Below are 23,265 nucleotides of genomic sequence, written 5' to 3' on the forward strand. Positions count from 1 at the left end.
AACTACAACAACACGTCTTCCATGGAGGAGATTTATGCCGTTCGTTCCCGTCAGCTCGCTAAAGGACTATGTAGGCAAGGACCTGGGCCATTCCGACTGGCTCACCGTCGACCAGAACCGCATCAATCAATTCGCTGAGTGCACCGAGGATCACCAGTTCATCCACGTCGATCCGGAAAAGGCGAAGAAGACCCCGTTCGGCGGCACCATCGCCCACGGCTTCCTGTCCCTGTCGCTGATTCCCAAGCTCTTCGAGGGCCTGCTGGTCCTGCCGGAGAACGCCAAGATGGTGGTCAACTACGGCCTCGACAGCGTGCGCTTCATCCAGCCCGTGCCAGTCGACTCACGCGTGCGCTTGTCGGCAACCATCGTAGACGTCACCGAGAAGAACCCCGGCCAGTGGCTAATCAAGGCACGCTGCACCCTGGAGATCGAAGGCCTGCCCAAACCGGGTTACATCGCCGAAGTGCTGAGCCTGGCCTTCGTCTGATCGCCAACCGGTTCCGAAAAAAGCCCGCGCCCGCGGGCTTTTTTGCGTCACACTGAAAGTATTCCAACCGAAGATTCGCCGATGCGTGCCGCCCTCCCGTCACTCGCCCTGCTCCTGTTGCTGACCGCTTGCGGCCAAGGCGACAGCGTGCCTTCGGAAAGCGTCACGCTGCCCGACGGATCGCACTACAAGGGCGGCCTGGTGGACGGCCGGCTGCAAGGCGAAGGCCGCCTCGACTACCCCAATGGCGCCTGGTACCAGGGCCACTTCGACAAGGGCGTATTCGCCGGCAAGGGCGAATGGCACGGCGCCGACGGCAGTGTCTACAACGGCGAATTCCGCGCCGGGCTCTACGACGGCGAGGGCTTGCTGAGCCAGGGCATGACCCATTACCGCGGCCAGTTCCGCCGTGGCCTGTACGAAGGTGAAGGCCTGCTCGAATTGCCCGACGGCAGCGTCCACCAGGGCCACTTCGCCAAGGGCATGGCCAACGGCCAGGGGCTGCTCGACGACGGCCAGGGCAACGAGTACAGCGGCGAATTCCTCAATGGCCAGCTACAAGGCGAAGGCCTATTCACCGACCGCGATGGCGACCGCTACAGCGGCGGTTTCCGCGACACCCAGTTCGAGGGGCAGGGACACTTCAAGAATGCGGACGGCGATGTCTGGAGTGGCGAATTCCGCCAGGGTGCGCTGAACGGCCGGGGGCAGTACCAGGGCAACGATGGCACGCGCTACAAGGGCGGCTTCGTCGACTGGCGCTTCTCCGGCAGCGGCGAGCTGATGCAGACCGACGGCCAGGTCTACCGGGGCGAATTCGCCGACGGCAAGTACGCTGGCCTTGGCACCCTGCGCGGCACCGACGGCAAGGTCCTCTCCGGCATCTGGAGCAACGGCCTGCGCCGTCGCGACGAGCACGGCCAACTGGTCCCCAACCCACTGGAACTGGGTCTGCTGGAACAGGGACGGTTGCTCGACCAGGCCGTCGCCGCAGTGCCGCAATCGACCCCGCGTCCCGAGCTCTACGTCCTGAGCATCGGCGGCGACGGCAAGCAGAGCGTGTTCCTGCGCGAGGCCGATTACGTCGCCAGAATGCTCGGCGAGCGCTTCGCCGCACGCGGCGTGATCACCCTGGTGAACAACCGCGGCCACGCCGCCGACCGCCCCATGGCCACCCGCGAGAGCATCGCCCGCGTGGTCCGCGCCCTGGCCCAGCGCAGCGGCCCGGAAGACCTGGTGTTCGTCTACCTGACCAGCCACGGCAGCCACGACCACCAACTGGTCCTCGACATGCCGGGGATACGCATCGACAACCTGCCCGCCGACGCCATGGCCGAACTGCTCGCGCCACTCAAGCAGCGCGACAAGATCCTGGTCATCTCCGCCTGCTACAGCGGCGGATTCATCGAACCCTTGAAGGACGAGAGGACTCTTATCATTACGGCAGCTCGAAGCGACCGGGTGTCCTTCGGCTGTTCCGAGGAGGCGGACTTCACCTATTTCGGCCAGGCCTTGTTCGCCGATGCCCTGCATGTGACCGACGACCTGCAACAGGCCTTCCAATTGGCCAGTGCGGAAGTGGCGCGGCGGGAGAAGGAGCAATCCTTCGAAGCATCGGAGCCACAGATCTGGGCACCGCCAGGCGTGCTGGCGCACTGGAAGAGCCTGCGCGCGGCGCAGGCAGGCCAGGCGTTGAGCGCGAACACGCCCGACCAGCGGGAAAAACCTTAGCCTGGCAACTATGCTTGTCAGTGTGTCAGCGGAGATAAACGGATGTATTCAACACCGACGCATATCCTACTTGCCGGCGCCACGGGCCTTACCGGCGAACACCTGCTCGACCGCATGCTCAGCGAGCGCACGGTCAAGCGCGTGCTGGCGCCTGCGCGTCGACAACTCGCCGCCCACCCGCGCCTGGAAAACCCCATCGGCCCGCTGGCCGAACTCATCCCGCAACTGCAGGGACCGATCGACACGGTGTTCTGCTGCCTGGGCACGACGATCAAGGAAGCGGGTTCGGAAGCGGCCTTCCGCGCGGTCGACTACGACCTGCCGCTGGCCCTGGGCAAGCGCGCGCTCGAACTGGGCGCACGGCACTACGTGGTGGTCAGCGCATTGGGCGCCGACAGCAAGTCGTCGCTGTTCTACAACCGCGTCAAGGGTGAGCTGGAGGAAGCGCTGCAGAAGCAGGGCTGGCCGCAGCTGACCATCGCCCGCCCGTCCCTGCTGCTCGGCCAACGCGAGGAAGTGCGCCTGGCAGAACTGCTGGCCGCGCCCTTCGCACGTATCCTGCCGGGCAAGCTGCACGGCATCTACGCCTGCGCCCTGGCCCGCGCGCTCTGGCGCCTGGCGCTGGAAACCGGCAAGGGCGTGCGCTTCGTCGAGTCGGACGAACTGCGCCGGCTCGGCAAATAACCTCCCCTGCGCATGGCGGCGGATAACCGCGAACGGTTATCCGCCCAAGCGACGATTCAGTTCCCGCCCCACACCTGCAAACCGATGCCCAGTTCAGCGGCGATCGAGAACGGCAGCAGCAGCGTATCCAGCAACGCACTGCCCGGCAGGTCGACGCCCGGGTAGGTCGGTGCCTGGGTCCCGAAGTGGTCCTCAGGGCAGCAACCGCCGTTGAGCGAATACCAGTCCAGGCGCGTGCCCGCGTAGATCAGCGGGGCGCCGGGCTTGTTCGCATCGAGGGTCTTCACCGTGGCGCAGCCACCCAGTTGCAGCAACAGCAGGGCGGCGAGGAATTTATTCGTCACTGACAAGATGGTGTTCGCCCCAGCGCGGCAGCATGTCCTGGGGAATGCCCAGTTGGTTGAGGATGCGCGCGACCACGAAGTCGACCAGGTCGTCGATGGTCTGCGGCTGATGGTAGAAGCCCGGTGCAGCCGGCAGGATGACCGCCCCCAGGTTGGACAGCTTGAGCATGTTCTCCAGGTGGATGCTGGAGAACGGCGCCTCGCGCGGCACCAGGATCAGCTGCCGGCGCTCCTTGAGGGCAACGTCGGCGGCGCGCTCGATCAGGTTGTTGCATGCGCCCGTGGCGATCGCCGAGAGCGTGCCGGTGGAGCAAGGCACCACCACCATCGCACTCGGCGCGCCGGAGCCGGAGGCCACCGGGGCCATCCAGTCTTCCTTGCCGTAGACGCGGATCTGCCCCGGCGCTGCGCCCGTGTATTCGCTGAGGAAAGCCTGCATAGCCTGCGGCTTGCTCGGCAGGGTCACGTCGGTTTCCGTGGCCACCACCAGCTGCGCGGCCTTGGAAATCAGGAAGTGTACCTCGCGGTCCTCCTGCACCAGGCAGTCGAGCAGGCGCAAACCGTACTGCGCGCCGGAAGCGCCGGTCATCGCCAGGGTGACGCGTTCGGCTCCCGCCATCTCAGTCCTCCAGGGCCTTGGCCAGCTTGCCGTGCAAGCCGCCGAAACCGCCGTTGCTCATGATCACCACCTGGGTTCCCGGCGTGGCGATGGCCTTCACGCCTTCGATGATCGACTCCAGCGAGTCGCACACCTGGGTCGGCACGGTCGAGCTGGCGACGGTGGCGGCGAGGTCCCAGCCCAGGTTCGGCGGCGCGTACCAGAAGACGTGGTCGGCCTGGGTGACGCTGTCCGGCAGGCCGTCGCGGTGCGCGCCAAGCTTCATGGAATTGGAGCGCGGTTCGATCACCGCGATCACCGGGGCGTCGCCGACGCGCTTGCGCAGGCCGTCGAGCGTGGTGGCAATGGCGGTCGGGTGGTGCGCGAAGTCGTCGTAGAGGGTCACGCCCTTCACTTCGGCGACCTTCTCCATGCGCCGCTTGACGCTCTTGAAGGCAGCCAGCGCGGCGATGCCGAGCTCCGGCACCACGCCGACGTGACGCGCCGCGGCCAAGCAGGCCAGGGCGTTGGCGACGTTGTGCTGGCCGGCCAATTCCCACTCGACCACGCCCTGCGCGGCGCCGTCGAACAGCACCTCGAAGCGCGAGCCGTCCTCGCTGAGCAGGCGCGCCTGCCATTGGCCGCCGGTACCTGTGGTCTGCACCGGAGTCCAGCAACCCATGCCGATCACGCGCTTGAGCGCGGTCTCGCTTTCGGGATGGATGACCAGGCCTTCGCCGGGAATGGTCCGCACCAGGTGGTGGAACTGCCGCTCGATGGCCGCTAGGTCGGGGAAGATGTCCGCGTGGTCGAATTCCAGGTTGTTCAGGATCGCGGTGCGCGGGCGGTAGTGGACGAACTTGGAGCGCTTGTCGAAGAAGGCGCTGTCGTACTCGTCGGCCTCGACCACGAAGAACGGCGTACCGCCCAGGCGCGCGGAAACACCGAAGTTCTGCGGCACGCCGCCGATCAGGAAGCCCGGGCTCATGCCGGCATGCTCCAGCACCCAGGCCAGCATGCTGCTGGTGGTGGTCTTGCCGTGGGTGCCGGCAGCGGCCAGAACCCAGCGGCCCTGCAGCACGTGGTCGGCCAGCCACTGCGGACCGGAGACGTAGGGCAGGCCCTTGTTCAGCACGTACTCGACCGCGGGGTTGCCGCGCGACAGGGCGTTGCCGATCACCACCAGGTCCGGTGCCGGCTCCATATGCGCGGGCTCGTAGCCCTGCATGAGTTCGATGCCCTGGGCTTGCAGCTGGGTGCTCATGGGCGGGTAGACATTGGCGTCGGAGCCGGTGACGCGGTGGCCCAGCTCCTTGGCCAGCACGGCCAGCGAACCCATGAAGGTGCCGCAGATGCCGAGGATGTGGATATGCATGCAGACTCCTGCAATCAAGCCTGGTGAGGCGCTTCGAATGGCCGGCAGATTAGCACAGCGCCACCCTCTCGCGGCGCGGCCGGGAGCATCAGACGACGCCGTTTGGCGGGGGTTCCGTGGGGGCGATGTTCGCGAGCAAGCTCGCTCCTACGAGGAGCAGCGTGGTGCCACAACATGTAGGAGCGAGCTTGCTCGCGAACCGCCGATTAAGGCGCCGACCGGCTCAGGCCGTGACGGTGCAACTTGCGGTAGAGGGTATTGCGGCTGATGCCCAGCTGCTGCGCGGTGCGGCTCATGTGCCAGCGCTGCGCTTCCAGCACTGCGATCAGGGCCGCGCGCTCGGCATCCTGCAGGCTGTCGGCGACCGGTTCCGTACGTGCCACCACCTGCGCCGGCGGACCCCGCCGGATATCCACAGGCAGATCGGCCAGGCGCACCCGCCCGCCTTCACTGAGCGCGACCAAAGTACGCAGCACATTGCGCAGCTGGCGTACGTTGCCCGGCCAGGGATAGTCGAGCAGTGCCTGGCGCACGTCTTCGTCGAGCAGGACGTGCCGGCCCTTGGATTCCTCGGTCAGCAGCTGCGCCAGCAACTGCGCCTTGTCCTCGCGCTCACGCAGCGCCGGCAATTGCAGCACCAGGCCGTTGAGGCGGTAGTAGAGGTCTTCGCGGAAGCTGCCGGCGGCCACCAGCGCCTCCAGGTCGCGGTGCGTGGCGCTGATCAGGCGCAGGTCGACCGGCTGCCCCACGGCATCGCCCAGCGGCACCACCTGGCGTTCTTCGAGCACGCGCAGCAGGCGGGTCTGCAGGGTCAGCGGCATGTCGCCGATCTCGTCGAGGAACAGCGTGCCGCCGTCGGCTTGCAGCAGCTTGCCGCGCATGCCTTCCTTGCGTGCACCGGTGAAGCTGCCGCCGCGATAACCGAACAGCTCGCTCTCGATCAGGCTCTCCGGAATGGCCGCGCAGTTCAGCGCGACGAAGGCCTTGCCGGCACGCTCGCCGGACAGGTGCACGGCCTTGGCGAAAGCCTCCTTGCCCGACCCGGTTTCGCCGTGCAGCAAAAGCGGCACGTCATGCGCGTAGACCTTCAGCGCGCGGCGGAAATCGGCAGCCAGGCGCTCGTCGCCGAGGCACAGCCCCGGCGCTGCCGGCACCTTCGACTCTCGCGGCAAGGCCACGCGAAGCGGACGCGGTTCGCCGCGCAACAAGGCATGGAACAGCCGCCCGGCGTGGCTGCGCAGCGGCCAGCTGGCGGACGGTTGCGCGCTGGCGCGGCCGAGCAGGTCGTCCAGGTGCAGGTCGAAGCAGTCTTCCACCGAACGCCCGAGCAGCGCGTCGCGCGGGTGATCGAGCAGGTTGAGCGCACTCTGGTTCACGGCGAGGATGCGCCCGCCGCCGTCGAAGGCCAGCAGCCCTTCGCTGAACAGGCCGACGTAATCCGCCTGCAGGTGGAAACGCAGCAGCCATTGCCCTTCGAAGCGGCGCCGGAAGTAGCAGCTCTCGATCATCTTCGCCGAGAGGTTGGCCAGGGCCATGGTGTGGAACTGGCTCTGCCGCGACAGATCGGGGCGCGCCGAGGACACGTCGAGCACTGCCAGCAGCTCGCCTTGCGGGTCGAACACCGGGCTTGCCGAGCAGGTCAGCCCGGTGTGCAGGCTGCGGAAGTGCTCGTCGCGGAAGATGGTCAGCGCCTGGCGCTCGACCAGGCAGGTGCCGATGCCATTGGTGCCCTCGCTGGCCTCGCTCCAGTCGGCGCCGAGCCACAGCCCGGCGTGCTCGAAGGCATCGCGGTCGGCGTCGGCGCAGACGCGGTTGAGGATCACCCCGCGCGAATCGGTGAGCAGCACCGCGTGGCCGGAGCCGGCGAGCTGCTGGTGCAGGCTGGCCATCTCGCCGTTGGCGATCTCCAGCACCTGCTGCAGGCCCTCGCGCCGTTCGAGCATGCGCGTATGTTCGAGCACCGTCGGCGGCAGCATCCGCGACGGATCGAGGTGGTATTGCTCCAGGCAACGCAACCAGGAACGGGCGATCGACGGATCGGCTCCGGGTCCGCTCTGCTGCAGCTTGCCGCTGGCCACTGTCATGACCTGGCGGGCGTGGCGACTCATGGCGTTCGCACTCATTGTTCTGGTTCTCCACGGAAGGGACGGCAGGCAGTCCCGGGGCGACCGTTTCCGCAGCATCGTCCAGCGCGCGGAGCAATGCAATGGCCGTGTGACCCGCAGGTCATGGGCTGTACCGAAAACGGGACAAACTGTCACCCGCGACTGTCCCGGAGCTGCCACAGCGCCTACCAGGCAGGTTCCACAATCCGACCGTTGGCCCAGCAATGACGGGCCTTCCACTGGCATGGCCCGGCCCTTGCTCTAGTCTTGTTAGACCGCAAACGCGTCCTCCCCAACAAAGACAAGAGTCAGGAGATCAACCATGCGTTACGCCCAACCTGGAACTGCCGGTGCCGTCGTGTCCTTCAAGTCGCGCTACGGCAACTACATCAACGGCGAGTTCGTGCCGCCGGTGAACGGCCAGTACTTCATCAACACCTCGCCGGTGAATGGCCAGGCGATCGCCGAATTCCCCCGCTCCGACGCCGCCGACATCGACAAGGCGCTGGACGCCGCCCACGCTGCCGCCGACGCCTGGGGCCGCACTTCGGTGCAAGAGCGCTCGAACATCCTGCTGAAGATCGCCGACCGCATCGAACAGAACCTCGAAGTACTCGCCGTCACCGAGACCTGGGACAACGGCAAGCCGGTGCGCGAGACCCTCAACGCCGACATCCCGCTGGCCGCCGACCACTTCCGCTACTTCGCCGGCTGCATCCGCGCCCAGGAAGGTTCGGCCGCCGAGATCAACGACAGCACCGTCGCCTACCACATCCACGAGCCGCTGGGCGTGGTCGGGCAGATCATCCCGTGGAACTTCCCGCTGCTGATGGCCGCCTGGAAACTCGCCCCGGCGCTGGCCGCAGGCAACTGCATCGTGCTCAAGCCGGCCGAGCAGACCCCGCTGGGCATCTGCGTGCTGATGGAACTGATCGGCGACCTGCTGCCCAAGGGCGTGCTCAACGTCGTCCAGGGCTTCGGCCGCGAGGCCGGTGAAGCGCTGGCCACCAGCAAGCGCATCGCCAAGATCGCCTTCACCGGCTCGACCCCGGTGGGCTCGCACATCCTCAAGTGCGCCGCAGAGAACATCATCCCCTCCACGGTAGAGCTGGGCGGCAAGAGCCCGAACATCTACTTCGAAGACATCATGCAAGCCGAGCCGACCTTCATCGAGAAGGCCGCCGAAGGCCTGGTGCTGGCCTTCTTCAACCAGGGTGAAGTCTGCACCTGCCCGTCCCGCGCGCTGGTGCAGGAATCCATCTACCCGCAGTTCATGGAAGTGGTGATGAAGAAGGTCAAGGCGATCAAGCGCGGCGACCCGCTGGACACCGACACCATGGTCGGCGCCCAGGCCTCGCAGCAGCAGTTCGACAAGATCCTCTCGTACCTCGACATCGCCCAGCAGGAAGGCGCCGAAGTGCTGGCCGGTGGCCAGGTCGAGAAGCTCGAAGGCAGCCTCGCCACCGGCTATTACATCCAGCCGACCCTGCTCAAGGGCAGCAACAAGATGCGCGTGTTCCAGGAAGAAATCTTCGGCCCGGTGGTGGGCGTCACCACCTTCAAGGATGAAGCCGAGGCCCTGGCCATCGCCAACGACACCGAGTACGGCCTGGGCGCCGGCGTCTGGACCCGCGACATCAACCGCGCCTACCGCATGGGCCGTGGCATCAAGGCCGGCCGCGTGTGGACCAACTGCTACCACCTGTACCCGGCGCACGCCGCGTTCGGCGGCTACAAGAAATCCGGCGTGGGCCGCGAGACCCACAAGATGATGCTCGACCACTACCAGCAGACCAAGAACCTGCTGGTCAGCTACGACATCAACCCGCTGGGCTTCTTCTGATCCCCCCGCCCGCTGCGGCGGGCGTCTTCCCGACTCTCTTCTTTGCGCGGCCTGCGGGCCGCGCTTTTTTTGCCTTGCGGAAAGCGGCACCGCGTAGGAGCGGATCTTATCCGCGAAAACCCTGGCACCCGCGCATCCTGTAGGAGCGGGCCATGCCCGCGATCGCGGACAAGGTCCGCTCCTACAGTGCTTTCTGCAGCGGGGATGGCTCAGGTCTAGTTGGGGCGTCAGCCCTCATGGCTACGCCACTGCCGCGGGCTCACCCCGAACCAGCGGCGGAAGGCGCGGGAGAAGGCGCTGGTCTCGGAATAGCCAAGCAGCGGCGCCAGCTCGGAAATCGGCCGCTGGCGCTGGCGCAGGTAGTGCAGCGCCAGGTCGCGGCGGGTGTTTTCCACCAGTTGGCTGAAGCTCAGGCCCGCCTCGCGCAAGCGCCGCTGCAGGCCGGCCGCGGTCAGTTCCAGGCGTTCTGCAATCAGCTCCAGCACCGGCTCACCCTCGCCCAGTGCCAGGCGAATCTGGGTGCCCGCATCTTCCAGCAGGTCCGGGCGATTGCCCTGTTCACCGAGGCGGCGGATCACGTCCTGGACCAGGAACAGCAGGTTGGCGTCGCGCTCGGGCATCAGCCGGCCGCGGATGTCGGCCTTGGGCACCAGCAGCGAATTGCAGCCGCGCTGGAAATGCACCGGCGCGCCGAACACCTTGCCATGTTCCTGCCAGCCATCCGGCCGCGCGTGCTCGAAGCCCACTGCGCGCGGCGTCCAATCTGCGCCGAGGGCGTGGCGCAACAGGTTCAGCGCCATGCCCATGGTCAGCTCGGCGTCCTGTCGACGGTCGAGGATGGCGCCGTGCTGCACCTGGTAGTCGAAGCGGTAGCACTCGCCGCAATCGACCAGGCGGATCAGCGTGCTGTGCTGGTGATAGGGGAAGGCCGCGGCGAAGTTGCGCAGGGCGTCTTCGAGGGTTTCCGAACACAGCCCGACATAGCCCAGCAGGCCGAGCGCACGCGGCTGGAATTGCTGGCCGTAGCGCAGGCCGAAGTTGTCGCAACCCGATTGCCGCGCCGCCTCTTCCAGCACCTGGCAATAGTTGGTCAACGCCAGGCTGAGCGTCGGGTGGCGCAGTTGCTCGGGATCGATGCCGGCGCGGCCGAAGACCCGGTCGAGGTCACCGCCCTGGGCGCGGATGAAACCATCCAGTCCGCTGGCGGCGGCGGACAGCACACCGATGTTGCTGGCCGTTGGCGCAAGGCCTGCGGCGGAGAACAGAGACGGGGTCATGGGCGCACGCTCGTTTTATTGATCACTTATCCAAGAAAACGGATTTGCAATTCCCATGCCTCGTTTGACGACACCTCCGAAGCGCGTCAAACGGGGCTCTGCGCAAACCATCGCGCCACCTTGGAGGGCGCGCCGCGCCTCATTCTGGGGCGATGGGTAACACCCTGTTGCAACTTGACCGCAGGGCTCGCACGCGGTGCCCCAGGGTCAAGTCCTCGCCCGCCTTGCTCGCTACCATCGAGGCCTGGCAACCCGACCACGCCCCAAGGGGCAGAGGAGTCCTCGATGAGCGCATCACAACTAAAACCGACGCTTGGAACCTTGCACCTCTGGGGCCTGGCCGTAGGCCTGGTGATTTCCGGCGAATATTTCGGCTGGAGCTACGGCTGGGGCACCGCCGGCACCCTCGGCTTCCTGGTCACCACCCTGATGGTGGCCCTGATGTACACCTGCTTCATCTTCAGCTACACCGAGCTGACCACTGCGATCCCCCACGCTGGCGGCCCCTTCGCCTACAGCCTGCGGGCGTTCGGCAAGACCGGCGCGAGCATTGCCGGGATCGCCACCCTGATCGAATTCGTCTTCGCCCCGCCGGCCATCGCCATGGCCATCGGCGCCTACCTCAACGTGCAGTTCCCGGCGCTCGATCCGAAGTGGGCGGCGGCCGGCGCGTACGTGATCTTCATGTCCCTGAACATCATCGGCGTGAGCATCGCCGCGACCTTCGAGCTGGTGGTCACGGTGCTCGCGGTGATCGAGCTGCTGGTGTTCATGGGCGTGGTCGCCCCGGGCTTCAGCTTCAGCAACTTCGTCCTGAATGGCTGGGCCGGTTCCAGCGAATTCAGCGTCTCGGCCATCGGCGGCATCTTCGCGGCGATCCCCTTCGCCATCTGGTTCTTCCTCGCCATCGAGGGTGCAGCCATGGCCGCCGAGGAAGCCAAGGACCCGAAACGCACCATCCCGCGCGCCTACATCGGCGGCATCTTGACCCTGGTGGTGCTGGCCATCGGCGTGATGATCTTCGCCGGCGGCGTGGGCGACTGGCGCACCCTGTCGAACATCAACGACCCGCTGCCGCAGGCGATGAAAGCGGTGGTCGGCAACAACTCGACCTGGATGCACATGCTGGTATGGATCGGCCTGTTCGGCCTGGTCGCCAGCTTCCACGGCATCATCCTCGGCTACTCGCGGCAGTTCTTCGCCCTCGCCCGTGCCGGCTTCCTGCCGCCGGCGCTGGCCAAGCTGTCGCGCTTCCAGACCCCGCACCGGGCGATCCTCGCCGGTGGCGTGATCGGCATCGCGGCGATCTTCAGCGACAACCTGATCAGCCTGCAGGGCATGACCCTGACTGCGGCGATGATCACCATGAGCGTGTTCGGCGCCATCGTCATGTACATCATGAGCATGCTCAGCCTGTTCAAGCTGCGCCGCAGCGAGCCGAACCTGGAGCGCACCTTCCGCGCCCCCGGCTACCCGGTGGTGCCGGGTATCGCGCTTGGCCTGGCGCTGCTGTGCCTGGTGGCGATGCTCTGGTACAACGAAGTCATCGCCGTGGTGTTCCTGGTCCTGATGCTCGCCGGCATCATCTGCTGCAACCTGGTGATCGCCGCGCGCCGTGGCGTGCCGGCCAGCTTCGCCAGCGAAGGCTGATCCACCGGCGCCGGGCCGCAGGGCCTGGCGCCTTCGTCGCCCCAAGGAGATCCCATGCCCGGATACGCCCACAGCGTCGGCGGCCAGACCTGGCGCTTCGACAGTCTCAAGGACCTCATGGCCAAGGCCAGCCCGGAGCGCTCCGGCGACTGCCTGGCCGGCGTCGCGGCGAGCAGCGATGCCGAGCGCGTCGCCGCGCAGATGGCGCTGGCCGAGGTGCCTCTCAAGCGCTTCCTCGACGAGGCGCTGATCCCCTACGAGGACGACGAGGTCACCCGCCTCATCATCGACAGTCACGACCGCGCCGCCTTCGCGCCGGTCAGCCACCTGACAGTCGGCGACTTCCGCAACTGGCTGCTCGGCGACGCCGCCAACGAGGACAGCCTGCGCGCCCTGGCGCCGGGGCTGACGCCGGAGATGGCGGCGGCGGTATCGAAGATCATGCGCGTGCAGGACCTGGTCCTCGCGGCACAGAAGATCCGCGTAGTCACCCGTTTCCGCAACACCCAGGGCCTGAGCGGGCGACTGTCGACCCGCCTGCAGCCCAACCACCCGACCGACGATCCGGCCGGCATCGCCGCCAGCGTCCTCGACGGCCTGCTCTACGGCAACGGCGACGCCATGCTCGGCATCAACCCGGCCACCGACAGCCTGCAATCGATCTGCACCCTGCTGGAGATGCTCGACGCGATCATCCAGCGCTACGAGATTCCCACCCAGTCGTGCGTGCTCACCCACGTCACCAGTTCGATCGAAGCGATCAATCGTGGCGCGCCGCTGGACCTGGTCTTCCAGTCCATCGCCGGTACCGAGGCGGCCAACGCCAGCTTCGGCGTCAGCCTGGCAGTCCTCAAGGAAGGCTACGAGGCCGGCCTGTCGCTCAAGCGCGGCACGCTCGGCGACAACCTCATGTACTTCGAGACCGGTCAGGGCAGCGCGCTCTCGGCCAACGCCCACCACGGCGTCGACCAGCAGACCTGCGAGACCCGCGCCTACGCGGTGGCCCGGCACTTCAAGCCGTTCCTGGTGAACACCGTGGTCGGCTTCATCGGCCCGGAGTACCTGTACAACGGCAAGCAGATCATCCGCGCCGGCCTGGAAGACCACTTCTGCGGCAAGCTGCTCGGCGTGCCCATGGGTTGCGACATCTGCTACACCAACCATGCCGAGGCCGACCAGGACGACATGGACATGCTGCTGACCCTGCTCGGCGTGGCCGGGATCAACTTCATCATGGGCATCCCCGGCTCCGACGACGTGATGCTCAACTACCAGACCACCTCCTTCCACGACGCGCTCTACGCGCGGCAGAGCCTCGGCCTGCGCGCCGCGCCTGAGTTCGAGGCGTGGCTGGAACGCATGCAGATTCTCCAGCAACAGGAAGGCCGCGTACGCCTGGCCGAGCAACTGCCGCCGGCGTTCCGCCCGGCCCTGGCGCAACTGAGCTGAGGAAGCGCGATGCACGACGACAAGCCCACCGCCACGCCCAACCCCTGGCAGGAACTGCGCCGCCTGACCCCGGCGCGCATCGCCCTCGGCCGCGCCGGCACCAGCCTGCCGACCCAGGCGCAACTGGACTTCCAGTTCGCCCACGCGCAGGCCCGCGACGCCGTGCACCTGCCCTTCGACCATGCCGGCATCAGCGCCGCCCTGGCCGAACGCGGCCGCGACACGCTGCTGCTGCACAGCGCCGCCGCCGACCGCCATGTCTACCTGCAACGCCCCGATCTCGGCCGGCGCCTGCACGCTGATTCTGCTCAACGCCTGCGCCAGCACGCCGAGGCCAACCCGCAGGGCTACGACCTTGCCGTGGTGATCGCCGACGGGCTTTCCGCACTGGCCGTGCAGCGTCACGCCCTGCCCTTCCTCGAACGTCTCGAGGAGCAGGCGCGCGGCGAAGGCTGGAGCCTGTCGCCAGTAGCCCTGGTGCAACAGGGCCGCGTCGCGGTGGCCGACGAGGTAGGCGAGCTGCTGCGGGCGAAGATGGTGGTCATCCTGATTGGCGAGCGCCCCGGACTCAGCTCGCCGGACAGCCTCGGCCTGTACTTCACCTGGTCGCCGAAGGTCGGCCTCAACGACGCCTACCGCAACTGCATCTCCAACGTGCGCCTGGAAGGCCTGAGCTACGGCATGGCCGCGCACCGCCTGCTCTACCTGATGCGCGAGGCCTGCCGGCGCCAGCTCTCCGGGGTCAACCTGAAGGACGAGGCGGAACTGCCGAGCCTGGGTGGCGAGGGGCCGGGCGCCAACTTCCTGCTTGCCGGCAACTGACGCAGAAAATTTCCCTGTAGGAGCGAGCTTGCTCGCGAACCGGCTTCGCAGCGGGGCATTCGCGAGCAAGCTCGCGCCTACGAGACAGCTGCCACACCGCCTTCGATCAAACGCTTGCTTGGATTGCGCTTTCCACGATTTCTGGTGCAGCATCCAGCCCCATGCCATTTCGCTGGCATAGCAACTGCATCGTGATAGCAGCCCATTCACCGACCGCAGAGAATCGATATGCGCATCGTGCAAGCCACCCTCGATCACCTCGACATGCTGACTCCGCTGTTCGTCAAATACCGCGAGTTCTACGGCATGCTCCCCTACCCCGAGTCGTCGCGGAAATTCCTCGAGAAGCGCCTGAGCCGCAAGGAGTCGGTGATCTATCTGGCCCTGCCCGACGACGCTGACGACCGCATCCTGGGCTTCTGCCAGCTGTACCCGAGCTTCTCCTCGCTGTCGCTCAAGCGCGTGTGGATCCTCAACGACATCTACGTCGCCGAGGACGCGCGCCGCCAGCTGGTCGCCGACCACCTGCTGCAGCACGCCCGGCAGATGGCGCGCGACACCAACGCCGTGCGCATGCGCGTGTCGACCAGCATCGACAACGAAGTGGCGCAGAAGGTCTACGAGTCGATCGGTTTCCGCGAGGACACCGAGTTCAAGAACTACATCCTGCCGATCAGCGACGACCTCGTCTGAGCATTTATCCCGCCCCGCTGGTCGCAGCGGGGCCGCAGCGCTAGAGTGATGGCACCGTAGGTGCAGCATCCGTAGTCCGACGGATAAGGGGTTACATGCATTCTCCCCAACGATCTCTGCGTCGCCTGGCATTCGCCCTGCTGCTCGCCCTGGGCAGCGCCCACGCCGAAACCCTCCGTGTGGCGACCCTCGAATGGGAACCCTACGTAGGGCCGGACCTACCGGGCAAAGGACTGGCCACCCGCATCCTCGACGAAGCCCTCGCCCTCAACGGCGACAAGGCCGAAGTGGTCTTCCTGCCCTGGCAACGCGCCCTCAACGAGTCCCGCGAAGGCCACTACGACGCACTGATGCCTGCCTACCTGTCGGTCGATCGCAGCCGCGACTTCTATACCTCGATGCCGCTGCTGGACTCCCAGCTCGGCTTCTTCCACCGCCGCGACCGCGCCATCGACTACAACCCCGCGGACCTGAACAGCCTGCGCCCGTATCGCATTGGCGTGGTGCGCGGCTATGTCAACCAGGCGGACTTCGACGCCGCCGACTACCTGAACAAGGACGTGGTCAACAGCGACTGGCAGAACCTCGAGAAGCTCCTGCGCGGGCGCCTCGACCTGGCCGTGGTGGATCGCTATACCGGCTACCAGTTGCTGGCCCGCAACGCCCCGGCGCTGCGCGAGCAGCTGGAGTTCATCCAGCCGCCGCTGGAGGTCAAGCCGCTCTATGTGCTGATTCCCAAGGCCCGCAGCGGCGGCGAAGCGCTGGCCGCCAACCTCGACCGCAGCTTGCGTACCCTGCGTCAGAGCGGGCGACTGCAGCAGCTGATCGCCGACGCCCACCTCGAAACGGCACAGGCCATGCGCGCGGTGGCCGAGCACCCGCTAGCCGAACAGATAGAGCACGGCCCCGGCCAGGGTCACGCCGAACAGCGCAGCGAATATCGCCCGACGCCGCCAACCCTGAACTGGGTCGGCATGCAGTAGCGGGCGCTCCAGCGCCTGCATGAACTCCGACATGGCCTCGAAGCGCTGCCCCGGCTCAGGCGCCAGCGCCCGCGCCAGGCAGCCGTCCCAACCTTCGGGGATGCACGCCCCAAGCTCCGTCAACGGCACGTAGCGCGCGCTCTCCTCGGCATCCGGTAGCGCCAACGCCGGCCAACGTCCGCTGGCCAGCCAATAGGCGTAGGCCGCGACCATGAACTGATCGGCCCGACTGTCCAGCGCCCCGCCGTAACGCAGCTCCGGCGCCAGCGGCAGGACATTTCCCGACAGAGCCTGGCGCGGAACTCCGGGAACCACCGCCGCAACCTCAGGCACCAGCACCAGCATGCCCTTTTCGTTCACCAGCACCTGCCGCGGCGAAACCCAAAGCCCGAGCACACCGCGCCGCTGCAATGCCCGCAGCGCCTCGACGAGTTGCCGCAGCAACCCCAGCAGCTCGCTCGCCGAGGGTTGCCGACGGGCCCCGCGCCAGTCCGCCAGGCTTCGCCATGTTCCAGGCGGAAGGCCGAGCAACTGGAAGGCATGCCGGCGCGCCTCACGCGGCGAAAGCACATCCGGCAGGCTCGCGACCTTGCAGCAGCGCAGGGCCCATTCGCGGAGCCAGTAGGCCTGGTCCGCCGCGTGTTCCGCCGCCAGCAGCCAGGCTTCGCGACCATCGTCATGGCGCACGCGATACAAGCGCGCCTCTGGCCCGTATCCGCAACGTTCGAGCACCCGCCAGCCGTCCAGTTCGTCGCCAGGATGCAAGGCAGGCGGTGCTGGCCAGGTGTTCGGCTGGGGTATGCCGGGCTGACCGAGCGCGCGAGCCGGCAACAAAAGCGCTGCCGCACCAGGGGCCTGCAGCAAAGGCGCGAGCAGTTCGCCGGGATCAACTTCGGGACTCAATGCACCAAGCGCCTGCAGCGGCCGTCGGTCCATCACCTCGAGCAAGGGTTGCGGTGCCAGCAGCAACGCCTCGTCCGGGCGACTCGCCAGGTTGTGCTGGGTCAGCGCCAGCTCCGCCTGACTTCCGAGGAAGCCGTCCTCGCGCCCGGCCAGGGATTGCAGCTCGCCCTGCCGAACGCGCAGCAGACCGACGTTGCCACAACGCAGGAAATGCACGTCCTCGCCCTGGATCAGCAGGATGCCCACCGCCAGCTCAGGCAGCGCCTGCCCGCCACGGGCCAGGCGGAAGCGCTGCATGTTCAGCGAGGCGAGCACCTGGCGCACCGCCTGGGTCTCCGACCACCCCTCGGGCGTTCCGGCGAAATCGGCGAACAGGCCATCCAGCAGCGCCTCCAGGGTTTGCACCATATCGGTGCGCCCGCGCCCCCAGAGCAGCGCGAGCATGAACAGCGGTGGCCGCCCCTGCCGTCCGTCCAGCCAGTGCGTGCGCAACCGCGCCGCCTGCTCGGGCAGATCGGTGCCGACGCACAGCGCAAGGCCGGGCGCCAGGCGGGCGATGGAGCTGTGGCGCATGGAGCGTCCCCCGACGATGGCTATCGAAGGGGGAAACTGCAGGCTTCATGCCGACAGCTTTTTCACCCGGAGGCTGTAATATCCTGCAATCTGAGTTTCCGCGGCCGCGCGACAATGCGCGCCCCGTGGCATCCCTGCGCCGCCTATAATGCCCCGCTTGGCCAGTTCACCCCGTCGTTCTCAAGGCACTTCATGGACTTCAACCCGATCGACCTCGTCCTGCACCTAGACACCTACCTCACGCTGCTGGTCAGCAACTACGGTGCCTGGATCTACGCCATCCTGTTCCTGGTGATCTTCTGCGAAACCGGCCTGGTGGTGACTCCCTTCCTGCCGGGCGATTCGCTGCTGTTCATCGCCGGCGCCATCTGCGCCAGCGGCGGCATGGACCCCTGGCTGCTCGGCGGCCTGCTGCTGCTCGCGGCGGTCAGCGGCGACAGCACCAACTACGTGATCGGCCGGACCCTCGGCAAACGCCTGTTCAGCAACCCCAACTCCAAACTGTTCCGCCGCGACTACCTGGACCAGACCCACGCCTTCTACGAACGCCACGGCGGCAAGACCGTGACCCTGGCGCGCTTCCTGCCCATCGTGCGGACCTTCGCGCCCTTCGTCGCCGGCATGGCCTACATGCCCTACCTGCGCTTCCTCGCCTTCAGCGTCGTCGGCAGCATCGCCTGGGTCGGCGGCCTGGTGACCCTCGGCTTCTTCTTCGGCAACGTGCCCTTCATCAAGCAGAACCTCTCGTTGATGATCATCGGCATCATCGCCTTCTCGCTGGTCCCCATGGCGATCGGCGTGATCCGCCACAAGCTGTCGCGCAACGCCAAGGCCCAGACCTCGGAGCGCTGAGCCCATGTGGTCGTTCGGCGCCTGGCGCAGGCGCCGCTTTCTCGCCCGACATCCGCTGGACCCGGCGCTGTGGGCCGAGGTCCGCCGGCAACTGCCGATCCTCGACGGCCTGAGCGTCGACGAACTGCGCCTTCTCGCCGAGCGGGCGCTGCTGTTCCTGCGCGACAAGCGCCTCAACGCCCTGCCTGGCGTCGAGCTCGACGACTTCCGCCGCCTGCTGCTCGCCACCCAAGCGCAGCTGCCGTTGCTGCACTTGCCAGAGCTGAACTGGTACCAGGGCTTCCACGAGCTGCTGCTGTACCCGGACGACTTCCTCAGCCCGCAGAAACACCGCGACCCGGCCGGCGTGGTCCACGAATTCGACGACGAACGCAGCGGCGAAACCTCCTACCAGGGCCCGGTGATCCTCGCCTGGCCCGGCGTGGAAAGCGGCGGCGGCTGGGACGCCTACAACCTGGTGATCCACGAGCTGGCGCACAAGCTGGACATGCTCGACGGCGACGCCAACGGCCTGCCGCCGCTGCACCGCGACATGCGTATCGCCGACTGGGCCAGCGCCATGCAGGCGGCCTACGACGACCTCAACCGCCAGCTCGACCACAACCCGCACGCCCACACGGCCATCGATCCGTACGCGGCGGAAAACCCGGCGGAATTCTTCGCCGTGACCAGCGAATACTTCTTCACCGGCCCCGACCTGCTTGAGGCGGCCTATCCGAAGGTCTACCAGCAGCTCGCCCTGTTCTACCGGCAAGATCCGCTGGCGCGCCTGCGCAGCCTGCAGCGCGAACACCCCGAATATCAGGAACATCCCCCGCACTGAGCGCCGGCTGTGGCTTGCGCGGGGCAATCTGCCTATAATCCGCCGCACTTTTTTCGGTCCGACAGACACCTGGAGTCGTCCATGAGCTACAGCAGCATCCCGGCTGGCAAAGACCTGCCGAACGACATTTACGTCGCCATCGAGATCCCGGCCAACCACGCGCCGATCAAGTACGAGATCGACAAGGACACCGACTGCCTGTTCGTCGACCGTTTCATGGCCACCCCGATGTTCTACCCGGCCAACTACGGCTTCATCCCGAACACCCTGGCCGACGACGGTGACCCCCTCGACGTGCTGGTCGTGACCCCCTACCCGGTCGCGCCGGGCTCGGTCATCCGCTGCCGTCCGGTTGGCGTGCTGAACATGAGCGACGAAGCCGGCGGCGACGCCAAGCTGGTCGCCGTACCGCACGACAAGCTGACCGTCCTCTACAAGGACGTGCAGGAATACACCGACCTGCCGGCCCTGCTGCTGGAGCAGATCAAGCACTTCTTCGAGAACTACAAGGATCTCGAGAAAGGCAAGTGGGTGAAGGTCGAGGGCTGGGGCAACGCCGAACAAGCTCGCGATTACATCACCAAGGCCGTCGCCGCCTTCCAGGCCAAGTGACGGACGCGGGCCTCGCCCGCTGCCTTGCGAAGAAGCCCCGCCAAGCGCGGGGCTTTTTCATTTCCGCTACAGGCATTCGCGCAGGCTGCGCTCGGCGAACGCGCTGTCCACACCGGGTCGCTGATAGAGCGACACCAGACTGCCGCGCTCATTGGCACCGACCTCCAGCAACGCACCGGGCTGGCCGGCGCTATCAGGCAGAACCAGGCGATAGCCGTAACGGACTTCCACCTGCTCCGTCCCGGAGCGATAGGCGCGCCACTTCGGCAACAGGCAATCGCGATACACCGGCGGCGACTTCAGCGTCTGCACGCTCGACACCGATACCTCCTCCTTCAGCGCTCCCGGCGACTGGCAGCCCGCCAGCCCCAGCAGCAGCCCCCCCAACCAAGCCCTGCGCATCGACCACCTCCCGCCAACCGACAGCGCAGAGCGTAGCAGCCACATTCGCCACCGCTTGGCGCAAATGCCATTAGGCAAGCCCGGACGAATTTGCTAAAGTGCGCGCCCACGACGCCGGCGCCAGCGCCCCGTCCACAGAATTATCAAGGCGGTCGCTGCTTACCAGAAGTGAGAACGGACCACCCCCTGAAAGCCGGCCACAAGCCGGCTTTTTTAATGCCCGCGCGCCAGCTCCGGACGCGCGCTCCGCCCCGCCAACCGCCCCTCGCCAATTCCCGCCGCGCCCCAGGTCAGCACCGCCGCCACCAGGCACAGGTGGAACAGGTCCAGCCGCGCCATGCCCAGCCATTCGCCGTGCGTGCCGATCAGCAGGCCGGCCGAGGCGAATAGCACTACGCCTGCGACTGCGAACGGCCATCGAGCGGAGCGGCCTTTCCAGGCGATCGCCAGCAGGGCGGCCAGGTTGCCAACCAGCACCAGTTGGTCTGGCAGCAAGGACATAGCCAGCCCTGCCAGCAGCAAGCCGAACACTCGCCAGCGGCCGATTCCGCCGGCAAAGGCGATCAGCAGCAACGCAACCCGGCCAGCGGCTGTGGATAACCAATGGTGCGGTTCGCCGACGGCTGCCACACCGGCATAGGCCAGCGCCCCAAGAAGGGCGGCCACGCCCAGAAAAACGAAGCCGAGCACCGCCCAGCCCTGGCATCGGCGGGTGCAGCCCCAGGCTACCCATGCGCACGCGCCGAACAGCACCAGCTCGCAGAAGACGGCCAGCACGTCAGAGCCGCCCGGTGACAGGCAGCAGCGCGCCAGTGATGGCTGCGGCGTCGTCGGAGAGGAGGAACAGGATCACCGCCGCCAGCGCAGCCGGCGTGACCCAGCGGGAGACGTCGGCGCCCGGCATGTCGGCGCGGTTCTGCGGAGTGTCGATGATGCCGGGCAGCACGGCGTTGACCGTCACGTCGCTGTCCTTCAACTCTTCCGCCAGGCTCTCGGTCAGACGCGCGACACCGGCCTTCGATGCGGCATAGGCGCCCATTCCGGCTCCCGCCTTTACCGAGCCCGCTGCGCCGATATTGACGATGCGCCCGGCTCGGGAGCGCAGCAGCAGCGGCAGGGCTGCCTTGCTCGCGGTGGCGGCGGTTCGCAGATTGGTCCGGTACAGGTCGTCCCAGGCGTCCAGCTGGCCGCCATCCAGGGTCTGCCAGCGGAAGCCGCCGGCGGCGTTGACCAGGCCGTCCAGTTGGCCGAAGTGATCTTCGATGTGCGCCAGGGCCTGCGCCACCGAGTCCTCGCTGGTCAGGTCGACGCCACCCAGCAGCAGGGCCTCGTGCAGTTCGACCGGCAGGTTCACGCCCTCGACCGACGCACGCCCTAGCAGCGCCAGCCGTGCGCCTCGGCGCGCCGCTTCAACGGCCAGCGCCAGCCCCAGATTGCCGAAGGCGCCGGTGATGGCGATCACCCGCCCTTGCAGTGGTTTGTCCATTTCGCGTCCTCGCGATCCGATGCATGGCAGGCTTACAGCCTATCCAGCGGCGCGCGGCAAAGCCCGATCCTCGGGCGACAGAATGCCGGTCCGATGAAGCCAGCCGTGGGTAGCGAGGTCTGGATTGTTTCGATCCCGGCAACACAGATTCGCACTTGATTAGCTGGCTAATGGTCCGCTCGCGTCGGTATCTTTGGCGCCGCAGGTTTCTCCATTTACCTGCTCTCCAATGGCGCCATTGCCCGCACGCTGCCCCTTGGGCAATGGCGTATTTTTTCTGCCACAGGTTTCCCCGTATGCCTCGCGATTTCAGGACTTTCGAGGCGACCGCCGTGTCGCTCGGGCTGGGACTGCTTGCCACGCAATACACCAGCTTCCTCCGCTGGTTGCCCCTCGACACCGGCTGGCGCCTGGCGCTGGCGGCGTTGCCGCTGATCGTCCTGGGTACCGTCATCGGCCGCTACCTGGCCGCGCACCCCGAACTGGGTTGAGCCGCTAGAGCCGCTGCAGCACGCCCTCGCCCACCACGCGAGTGGTTTCCACGCCGTGATCGACATGGCCCTCCTCGCGCAGGAAGGCCTCCACTGCCCGCTCGATACGCCGCGCGTTGGCTTCGTCCTGCCAGTGATGGCGCAGCAACAGCGCCGCACTGAGGATGGCTGCCAACGGGTTGGCGCGGCCACTGCCGACGATGTCGGGGGCGCTGCCGTGCACCGGCTCGGCGAGAGCCAGGCCGTCGCCCAGGTTGAGCGAAGGCGCCAGCCCCAGGCCGCCGCCCCAGTGGCAGGCAAGATCGGAAAGGATGTCGCCGAACAGGTTGCTGGTGACGATCATGTCGAAGCCTTCCGGGCACTCCACCAGTTGCAGCGCGGCGACGTCGACCAGGCGCTCGTCCAGCACGTTGCTCCAGCCTTCGGTGGTCAGGGTGTCGCGGCAGGTGTCGCGGAACAGTCCGCAGGTCAGCGACAGCACGTTGGCCTTGTGCACCAGGGTGATTCGCCGCGCCTTGCGGCCATGGGCGATACGCGCAGCGGCCAGCGCCAGGCGCTCGCAGGCGGCACGGCTGATGACCCGCTCGGCGATCGCCACGCCGTCGCTTTCCCAGTGCTCGCGGCCGCTGTACATCCCCTCGCTGTTCTCGCGCAGGATCAGCAGGTCGACGCCGGGATGGTGTGACACCACCGGCAGGCTGCGTACCGGGCGCAGGTTGAGGTAGAGCCCCAGCCTCTGGCGCAGCTGGAGGATGGCGCTGCGATAGCCCTCGACCTTGTGGCTGGGCGAGGAAACCGCGCCGAACAGCCCTGCACCGCACTGCCGCAGTGCCTCGAAGGTAGCCTCGGGCACCGAGGTACCGTGGCGCTGGAAGCAGTCCCAACCAGCCTCGGCTTCGCGCAAATGCAGCTCCGGCAGCACTTTCTGCAACACGGCGACAGCCGGCGGAAGCACCTCGCGACCGATGCCGTCACCGGCGATTACACAAAGTTCACGCATGCCCGCCTCGCCTTCCACGTCCGTCTACCCATTCATGATCGAACCGCCCGGCGCACCCGGCGAGCGCGCCGGATGACCG

At 67.0% G+C, this 23,265-nt stretch carries 23 protein-coding genes; 13 read left to right on the forward strand and 10 right to left on the reverse strand.

From position 1 onward, the window contains the following. Positions 1-34 precede the first annotated feature (34 nt). The 3 genes from PKB_RS24010 to PKB_RS24020 all read left to right on the forward strand — a co-directional run bounded on the left by PKB_RS24010 (position 35) and on the right by PKB_RS24020 (position 2,905). Positions 35-490 carry a MaoC family dehydratase gene (locus tag PKB_RS24010; protein WP_043255153.1) on the forward strand — a complete coding sequence of 152 codons (456 nt, stop codon included), beginning with the start codon at positions 35-37 and terminating at the stop codon, positions 488-490. Between the two features lie 81 nt (positions 491-571). Continuing rightward, on the forward strand, positions 572-2,221 hold the full coding sequence (locus tag PKB_RS24015) for a C13 family peptidase (protein ID WP_043255155.1): 1,650 nt from the start codon (positions 572-574) through the stop codon (positions 2,219-2,221). 42 nt (positions 2,222-2,263) lie between these two features. Beyond that, the gene (locus PKB_RS24020) at positions 2,264-2,905 is read left to right on the forward strand and encodes an oxidoreductase (protein WP_043255156.1); all 642 of its coding nucleotides are present in this window, start codon (positions 2,264-2,266) and stop codon (positions 2,903-2,905) included. A 56-nt stretch (positions 2,906-2,961) separates the two neighbouring features. On the opposite strand, the gene PKB_RS24025 is transcribed toward PKB_RS24020, so the two are convergent. From PKB_RS24025 to PKB_RS24040, 4 genes are all read right to left on the reverse strand, one after another. After that, complete coding sequence (locus tag PKB_RS24025; protein WP_371364685.1) at positions 2,962-3,249, reverse strand: YceK/YidQ family lipoprotein; 288 nt, start codon at positions 3,247-3,249, stop codon at positions 2,962-2,964. Next, positions 3,239-3,868, reverse strand: a complete 630-nt coding sequence (ubiX, locus tag PKB_RS24030) for a flavin prenyltransferase UbiX (RefSeq protein ID WP_043255159.1) — start codon at positions 3,866-3,868, stop codon at positions 3,239-3,241. The genes PKB_RS24025 and ubiX overlap by 11 nt, the downstream gene beginning before the upstream one ends. Before the next feature lies 1 nt (position 3,869). Further along, a complete protein-coding gene (gene mpl / locus PKB_RS24035; RefSeq protein WP_043255160.1) occupies positions 3,870-5,222 on the reverse strand; it encodes a UDP-N-acetylmuramate:L-alanyl-gamma-D-glutamyl-meso-diaminopimelate ligase in 1,353 nt (450 codons plus the stop codon). A 206-nt stretch (positions 5,223-5,428) separates the two neighbouring features. Next, positions 5,429-7,345 (reverse strand): sigma-54-dependent Fis family transcriptional regulator, encoded by a 1,917-nt coding sequence (locus PKB_RS24040; protein WP_043255162.1) that lies wholly within the window; start codon positions 7,343-7,345, stop codon positions 5,429-5,431. 304 nt (positions 7,346-7,649) lie between these two features. On the opposite strand from PKB_RS24040, the gene exaC reads away from it, so the two are divergent. Further along, positions 7,650-9,170: an acetaldehyde dehydrogenase ExaC gene (gene exaC / locus PKB_RS24045; RefSeq protein ID WP_043255163.1), complete on the forward strand. Its 1,521-nt coding sequence runs from the start codon at positions 7,650-7,652 to the stop codon at positions 9,168-9,170. Positions 9,171-9,397: 227 nt separating this feature from the next. On the opposite strand, the gene qhpR is transcribed toward exaC, so the two are convergent. Further along, a complete protein-coding gene (qhpR, locus tag PKB_RS24050) occupies positions 9,398-10,447 on the reverse strand; it encodes an AraC-like transcriptional regulator QhpR (protein WP_043255165.1) in 1,050 nt (349 codons plus the stop codon). Positions 10,448-10,732: 285 nt separating this feature from the next. On the opposite strand from qhpR, the gene eat reads away from it, so the two are divergent. The 5 genes from eat to PKB_RS24075 all read left to right on the forward strand — a co-directional run bounded on the left by eat (position 10,733) and on the right by PKB_RS24075 (position 16,044). Continuing rightward, positions 10,733-12,097, forward strand: a complete 1,365-nt coding sequence (gene eat, locus PKB_RS24055) for an ethanolamine permease (RefSeq protein ID WP_043255167.1) — start codon at positions 10,733-10,735, stop codon at positions 12,095-12,097. Between the two features lie 54 nt (positions 12,098-12,151). Beyond that, entirely contained in the window at positions 12,152-13,546 is a 1,395-nt protein-coding gene (locus PKB_RS24060) for an ethanolamine ammonia-lyase subunit EutB (RefSeq protein ID WP_043255169.1), read from the forward strand. Between the two features lie 9 nt (positions 13,547-13,555). Continuing rightward, positions 13,556-14,368, forward strand: a complete 813-nt coding sequence (gene eutC / locus PKB_RS24065) for an ethanolamine ammonia-lyase subunit EutC (protein ID WP_043255171.1) — start codon at positions 13,556-13,558, stop codon at positions 14,366-14,368. 228 nt (positions 14,369-14,596) lie between these two features. Next, entirely contained in the window at positions 14,597-15,061 is a 465-nt protein-coding gene (locus PKB_RS24070; RefSeq protein ID WP_043255172.1) for a GNAT family N-acetyltransferase, read from the forward strand. A gap of 95 nt (positions 15,062-15,156) precedes the next feature. Continuing rightward, on the forward strand, positions 15,157-16,044 hold the full coding sequence (locus PKB_RS24075) for a substrate-binding periplasmic protein (RefSeq protein WP_052355368.1): 888 nt from the start codon (positions 15,157-15,159) through the stop codon (positions 16,042-16,044). Here PKB_RS24075 and PKB_RS24080 read toward each other — a convergent pair. Beyond that, positions 15,943-17,520, reverse strand: coding sequence for a serine/threonine-protein kinase (locus PKB_RS24080; protein WP_052355369.1), 1,578 nt, complete (start codon positions 17,518-17,520; stop codon positions 15,943-15,945). The genes PKB_RS24075 and PKB_RS24080 overlap by 102 nt on opposite strands. A gap of 192 nt (positions 17,521-17,712) precedes the next feature. Here PKB_RS24080 and PKB_RS24085 point away from each other — a divergent pair, with 192 nt between their 5' ends. The 3 genes from PKB_RS24085 (at position 17,713) to ppa (ending at position 19,807) form a co-directional block, all read left to right on the forward strand. Beyond that, entirely contained in the window at positions 17,713-18,372 is a 660-nt protein-coding gene (locus PKB_RS24085; protein ID WP_043255174.1) for a DedA family protein, read from the forward strand. A gap of 4 nt (positions 18,373-18,376) precedes the next feature. Beyond that, on the forward strand, positions 18,377-19,195 hold the full coding sequence (locus PKB_RS24090) for a M90 family metallopeptidase (protein WP_043255176.1): 819 nt from the start codon (positions 18,377-18,379) through the stop codon (positions 19,193-19,195). 81 nt (positions 19,196-19,276) lie between these two features. Further along, positions 19,277-19,807 carry an inorganic diphosphatase gene (gene ppa / locus PKB_RS24095; protein WP_043255178.1) on the forward strand — a complete coding sequence of 177 codons (531 nt, stop codon included), beginning with the start codon at positions 19,277-19,279 and terminating at the stop codon, positions 19,805-19,807. A 66-nt stretch (positions 19,808-19,873) separates the two neighbouring features. On the opposite strand, the gene PKB_RS24100 is transcribed toward ppa, so the two are convergent. From PKB_RS24100 to PKB_RS24110, 3 genes are all read right to left on the reverse strand, one after another. Continuing rightward, positions 19,874-20,209, reverse strand: coding sequence for a hypothetical protein (locus tag PKB_RS24100; RefSeq protein ID WP_052355370.1), 336 nt, complete (start codon positions 20,207-20,209; stop codon positions 19,874-19,876). A 213-nt stretch (positions 20,210-20,422) separates the two neighbouring features. After that, on the reverse strand, positions 20,423-20,986 hold the full coding sequence (locus PKB_RS24105) for a hypothetical protein (RefSeq protein WP_043255180.1): 564 nt from the start codon (positions 20,984-20,986) through the stop codon (positions 20,423-20,425). A gap of 1 nt (position 20,987) precedes the next feature. Beyond that, entirely contained in the window at positions 20,988-21,695 is a 708-nt protein-coding gene (locus PKB_RS24110; RefSeq protein ID WP_043255183.1) for an SDR family NAD(P)-dependent oxidoreductase, read from the reverse strand. Positions 21,696-21,991: 296 nt separating this feature from the next. On the opposite strand from PKB_RS24110, the gene PKB_RS24115 reads away from it, so the two are divergent. Next, on the forward strand, positions 21,992-22,186 hold the full coding sequence (locus PKB_RS24115; RefSeq protein WP_043255185.1) for a hypothetical protein: 195 nt from the start codon (positions 21,992-21,994) through the stop codon (positions 22,184-22,186). Between the two features lie 4 nt (positions 22,187-22,190). On the opposite strand, the gene PKB_RS24120 is transcribed toward PKB_RS24115, so the two are convergent. Further along, positions 22,191-23,186 carry an isocitrate/isopropylmalate family dehydrogenase gene (locus tag PKB_RS24120; protein WP_043255188.1) on the reverse strand — a complete coding sequence of 332 codons (996 nt, stop codon included), beginning with the start codon at positions 23,184-23,186 and terminating at the stop codon, positions 22,191-22,193. Between the last annotated feature and the right edge of the window lie 79 nt (positions 23,187-23,265).

It is taken from the genome of Pseudomonas knackmussii B13 (genome assembly GCF_000689415.1).
Lineage (GTDB): Bacteria > Pseudomonadota > Gammaproteobacteria > Pseudomonadales > Pseudomonadaceae > Pseudomonas > Pseudomonas knackmussii.

Coding starts and splice junctions, on each gene's coding strand:
- PKB_RS24060 (WP_043255169.1), top strand. CDS start 12,152: ATGCCCGGATACGCCCACAGCGTCGGCGGCCAGACCTGGCGCTTCGAC.
- PKB_RS24015 (WP_043255155.1), top strand. CDS start 572: ATGCGTGCCGCCCTCCCGTCACTCGCCCTGCTCCTGTTGCTGACCGCT.
- ubiX (WP_043255159.1), bottom strand. CDS start 3,868: ATGGCGGGAGCCGAACGCGTCACCCTGGCGATGACCGGCGCTTCCGGC.
- qhpR (WP_043255165.1), bottom strand. CDS start 10,447: ATGACCCCGTCTCTGTTCTCCGCCGCAGGCCTTGCGCCAACGGCCAGC.
- exaC (WP_043255163.1), top strand. CDS start 7,650: ATGCGTTACGCCCAACCTGGAACTGCCGGTGCCGTCGTGTCCTTCAAG.
- ppa (WP_043255178.1), top strand. CDS start 19,277: ATGAGCTACAGCAGCATCCCGGCTGGCAAAGACCTGCCGAACGACATT.
- PKB_RS24010 (WP_043255153.1), top strand. CDS start 35: ATGCCGTTCGTTCCCGTCAGCTCGCTAAAGGACTATGTAGGCAAGGAC.
- PKB_RS24085 (WP_043255174.1), top strand. CDS start 17,713: ATGGACTTCAACCCGATCGACCTCGTCCTGCACCTAGACACCTACCTC.
- PKB_RS24120 (WP_043255188.1), bottom strand. CDS start 23,186: ATGCGTGAACTTTGTGTAATCGCCGGTGACGGCATCGGTCGCGAGGTG.
- PKB_RS24040 (WP_043255162.1), bottom strand. CDS start 7,345: ATGAGTGCGAACGCCATGAGTCGCCACGCCCGCCAGGTCATGACAGTG.
- PKB_RS24070 (WP_043255172.1), top strand. CDS start 14,597: ATGCGCATCGTGCAAGCCACCCTCGATCACCTCGACATGCTGACTCCG.
- PKB_RS24100 (WP_052355370.1), bottom strand. CDS start 20,209: ATGCGCAGGGCTTGGTTGGGGGGGCTGCTGCTGGGGCTGGCGGGCTGC.
- PKB_RS24080 (WP_052355369.1), bottom strand. CDS start 17,520: ATGCGCCACAGCTCCATCGCCCGCCTGGCGCCCGGCCTTGCGCTGTGC.
- PKB_RS24075 (WP_052355368.1), top strand. CDS start 15,157: ATGCATTCTCCCCAACGATCTCTGCGTCGCCTGGCATTCGCCCTGCTG.
- eutC (WP_043255171.1), top strand. CDS start 13,556: ATGCACGACGACAAGCCCACCGCCACGCCCAACCCCTGGCAGGAACTG.
- PKB_RS24020 (WP_043255156.1), top strand. CDS start 2,264: ATGTATTCAACACCGACGCATATCCTACTTGCCGGCGCCACGGGCCTT.
- PKB_RS24110 (WP_043255183.1), bottom strand. CDS start 21,695: ATGGACAAACCACTGCAAGGGCGGGTGATCGCCATCACCGGCGCCTTC.
- eat (WP_043255167.1), top strand. CDS start 10,733: ATGAGCGCATCACAACTAAAACCGACGCTTGGAACCTTGCACCTCTGG.
- PKB_RS24090 (WP_043255176.1), top strand. CDS start 18,377: ATGTGGTCGTTCGGCGCCTGGCGCAGGCGCCGCTTTCTCGCCCGACAT.
- PKB_RS24115 (WP_043255185.1), top strand. CDS start 21,992: ATGCCTCGCGATTTCAGGACTTTCGAGGCGACCGCCGTGTCGCTCGGG.
- mpl (WP_043255160.1), bottom strand. CDS start 5,222: ATGCATATCCACATCCTCGGCATCTGCGGCACCTTCATGGGTTCGCTG.